Origin of the sequence: Desulfovibrio sp. 1188_IL3213 (assembly GCF_036763145.1) — a bacterium.
GTDB lineage: Bacteria > Desulfobacterota > Desulfovibrionia > Desulfovibrionales > Desulfovibrionaceae > Desulfovibrio.
On the sequence record NZ_JBAIYR010000238.1, the window covers coordinates 1 to 3,558 of the forward strand.

At 52.9% G+C, this 3,558-nt stretch carries 5 protein-coding genes and 2 tRNA genes; 2 read left to right on the forward strand and 5 right to left on the reverse strand.

All coding sequences use genetic code 11. The features are described 5' to 3' along the window. The 4 genes from V6C16_RS09460 to V6C16_RS09475 all read right to left on the reverse strand — a co-directional run. A partial coding sequence (locus tag V6C16_RS09460; RefSeq protein ID WP_333543075.1) for a PadR family transcriptional regulator occupies nucleotides 1–370 on the reverse strand: 370 nt, incomplete at its 3' end. Nucleotides 371–618: 248 nt separating this feature from the next. Continuing rightward, nucleotides 619–1,071: a universal stress protein gene (locus V6C16_RS09465; protein WP_333535754.1), complete on the reverse strand. Its 453-nt coding sequence runs from the start codon at nucleotides 1,069–1,071 to the stop codon at nucleotides 619–621. Further along, on the reverse strand, nucleotides 1,068–1,463 hold the full coding sequence (locus V6C16_RS09470) for a biotin/lipoyl-binding protein (RefSeq protein WP_333535753.1): 396 nt from the start codon (nucleotides 1,461–1,463) through the stop codon (nucleotides 1,068–1,070). Before V6C16_RS09470 ends, V6C16_RS09465 begins: the two co-directional genes overlap by 4 nt. A 16-nt stretch (nucleotides 1,464–1,479) precedes the next feature. Continuing rightward, entirely contained in the window at nucleotides 1,480–2,589 is a 1,110-nt protein-coding gene (locus V6C16_RS09475) for a YeiH family protein (RefSeq protein ID WP_333535751.1), read from the reverse strand. A gap of 472 nt (nucleotides 2,590–3,061) precedes the next feature. Between V6C16_RS09475 and V6C16_RS09480 the strand changes: the two genes are divergently transcribed. Together V6C16_RS09480 and V6C16_RS09485 are read left to right on the forward strand one after the other, a co-directional pair. Beyond that, a tRNA-Gln gene (locus V6C16_RS09480) sits at nucleotides 3,062–3,136 on the forward strand. 13 nt (nucleotides 3,137–3,149) lie between these two features. Continuing rightward, a tRNA-Glu gene (locus V6C16_RS09485) sits at nucleotides 3,150–3,226 on the forward strand. Between the two features lie 205 nt (nucleotides 3,227–3,431). Here the strand turns inward: V6C16_RS09485 and V6C16_RS09490 are convergent. Further along, nucleotides 3,432–3,558: IS3 family transposase (locus tag V6C16_RS09490; protein ID WP_333535757.1), on the reverse strand; the 127-nt coding region annotated here is incomplete at its 5' end.

A 3,558-nucleotide genomic window follows, 5' to 3' on the forward strand; every position in this document is an offset into this window, starting at 1 on the left:
TGGCATTGGCCTCGCGCACCTGCCCCAGTACATCGCCCACGGTGCGCAGATGTTCGTGCAGCGTTCCCTCCCAGCGGGCAAGGCACGCCCGCCCATGCTCCGTCAATGTGAAGACGCGCCGCCCCCTGGTGACGCCGTCTTCTTCGTGAGAAGCGAGCAACTGCTTGCTTTCCATAAGCCTGAGCAGCCGGTATATGCCAGCCTGATCCGGTGGCGAGGCCCCCCAGAGCGGCATGGCCCCCAGACGCTGCATGAGCACATAACCGTGCAACGGCCCCCGCGCCAGCAACGACATGACCAGAGGCTGCACAAAACGTTGCAGCGTACTGCCGGAGCAAGGGCAGTCGGCAAACATATCCATTTTGCTCATGGCGGCTCCAATAGTTGATCTTGTCTAGTATATAGCCAGAGAACAACCTTTTCAGCCGACTGTCAATGCGGAACGAAAATTTGAAGCTCCGCGGCATGCTTTCCCCTGTTCGCAGCACTGCGGGAGCCGCCCGACACCGCCAAGGGACACAGCCACAAACGTCAACCGGGAACCGCATCAAGCACGGTTCCCGGTTTGTTTCGCAGCCCTTGAGGCATCACCTCCGGGCCGGTTTGCAGGCGGTCATCTTATTCTGCGGGTACAAGCAGAATGCGGCACGGGGCATTTTCACACAGCGCCCCCACATTGCCGCGAATGCGTTCAAGGCCACGCCGCAGGGGATTGGCAGCAACGAACAGGTCATACCCTTGGACCATTTCCTGCCGGGCCTGATCAATCACGTTGCCGGACGCTGTCAGGCAGCGGACTTCCATATCCTTGCCGGCAAGTTCCCGCAGCCGGGCAAAGGCCCCGGCCTCGCTTTTTTCTTCCTCTTGCTGCATGTAGTCAATGAAGTCCGCTCGCGACCCGCTGCCTGAAAGCCAGTCATGGCCCACATAGTCGTTCCAGGTGGAGTCCAGCACAAAGAGTGCGGTAAGGGCCGCGCCGCTTTCATGCGCAATGCGAACAGCTTCGGCTGCGGCGGGGCTTTCCTCGTCAAGCAGCAGCAGTATTTTTTGTGGAGCAGAGGCGGAGGTCAAGGCAGTGTTCCCTTTTCATGGTCAAGCACAATAATGGTATCCTTGCCTTTTTTTACCTTTTCACCGGGCTTGCCGAGAACATCAAGAACCTTGCCGTTAGCTTTGACGCTCACGTCTCTGGTGACAACCTTTTCTTCCATCACGTTGTCTTTCCATTTCTTTTCAACAATTTCCAGAGAATAGATCACATCACCCTTTTTGACTTCTGCCCCTTTTTCCACTGCGACAGAAATAAGTTTGCCGTCCTGGCTGGCTTTTACCTTTACCGTAGGCACGATAAAGGCCATGTAGCCAAGCACGCAGATTACTACCAGCCCGGCAAAAATAATCGAAGCAATATCCTCGTGCCGGTCATTCCTGAAGACTGTCATTTTTTGCTTGTCATTACTCATGGCATCTTCCTTTGGCTTAGAACGCGCCTACTTTGGGCATGAACAGCATGATGACGATAAGGGCCAGCACATACTTCACGGTACCTGCGGTCAGACCGAGACGCAGCGGTTTGCCGCCGGCGGCCTTGATCTCGCGGAAGTCGATGTATGCCCCCTGTCCCACAAGGCCGATGCCGAATATCCATTGCATGCAGTCGCGCAGAAGATGCAGAGTTTCAGAACCTTCAGCCCCGAGCATGCCCAAAGAAGACAGGGCCGTCATGCCGAAGAAGCCCAAAACAAAGATGGGGAACTTGGAAACAAGAATTTCTTTCAGGCTGATGTGCTCGGCTTCTCCCTCGCCCTTCCAGTACCAGACGGTGATGGCGAAAACCACAAAGGGGATACTGATGACGCGCACCACGTTCCACACTTCACCATAGGCCACGGCCGTTCCCGGAGCGATAACCGGGTTGAACGCCAGGCAGGTGGCAAGCACCTGGCCCGAGTTCAGAATGCCCGTACCCACCCATGCGCCGTATTGCAGGTCTGACAGGTTGAGGGCTTTTCCGATAAAGGGGCTGATAAACATGGTCACAATGCCGAAGCCAAGAATAGTGGCAATGGCAAGGGCCAGATCCACAGGACGGGCGCGTACGCCGGGGGCAGCCGCCACCGCCGCAGAAACTCCGCACACGCCGCAAGCCGCCGCCATAACGGCAGCCACAGAGCGGTCAACTTTCCATATCTTGCTCAACCACATGATAAGGAAGACAGTGCCGAACACAAAAGCCATAATGAGCAGTGCGGCGCTTATGCCCAGCTTGAGAAGACTTTGCAGGGTATAGAGCGATCCCAGCATGATCACGCCCGTTTTAATGAACAGGCGGGTTGTGCGAAAGCCCGCATCAGCCCACGCAGGAATCTTGCCGCCAAACAAAACATTGCGGAACAGCATGCCCGCAATGATGGAAAGCAAAATATAGTTGAGGCTCAGCACTTTCACAGGCCAGCCTTTTACGCCGAAAAGCGTTATGCCGTTCAGCCACGGAACAGCATAAATTCGCAATACGGCCAGGGTGCCTATCATGAGCACCAAACCGGGGATAATAGCCACAATCTTGCCCAATAATCCTTTGTCTTCCATAATCTTCCTCCGCCGCTGCGATGTTTTACGTTATAAACATTCTTTCACAATCCGGTAAAAGGTTGAGAGGATAGTTGTTTGGTGTGAATATCACGACAAACCTGTTTGCGCAAGTATATCCAGTGAGTTAGTGTCGGTGCTTGAACAAAAAAAGCAAGAAAACAGGAAAATTGATAAATTGTATAAACAACCAGCAAAGTATTGAATGTCGCAACTAAATGACATATTTGTTCTTTTTTTAACTTTTGTAAAATGGAACAATGCTTGCCGACAGATACCGGCACCGAAAAATTCTACATACTAAAAAAATAAGCTTTAAGGATACGGTATCTTCACAAAAATCTGCCCTCTTTTCAGCAGACAAGGCAGGCTCTTCAGCACGTTGCTAACAGCCATTTTGCTAGCTTTATGATTTTTTTTAAAATTCTTGCTTGACAGTCCGCCGGGCTTCACATATACACACTCTTCGTGTTGGGCTGTCGTTCAATTGGCAGGACGGCGGATTCTGGCTCCGTTAATCAAGGTTCGAGTCCTTGCAGCCCAGCCAACACAAACAGTGCGTCCCCATCGTCTAGCCGGCCCAGGACAACGGCCTTTCACGCCGTCGACAGGGGTTCAAATCCCCTTGGGGACGCCAAATGATTCCCATAGGTTACGCTCCAGTAGCCTTTAAATTACTCGGTTCTGTGTACCGAGACTGTGTACCGGTTCTCCTGATGACCAAATCGGGAGAGCCTTTTTTATTGGCCGCCCCATTCGCAAAGTCGAGCGCCTTTGCGGGGCTTCTTCCTTCCATTACCGCCAGCACCTTTTGAGATAGGTCGTCAATTTCGTACGCCATGTTAAGCGGCAATCGGCAGTTTTGGTTCCATCATCCTGCTTCTGACAAACGCCGCTGGTGAGAGATAGCCAAGTGCTGCCTGGCGTCTTTGTCGATTATAAAAAACCTCAATATACTCACTTATATCC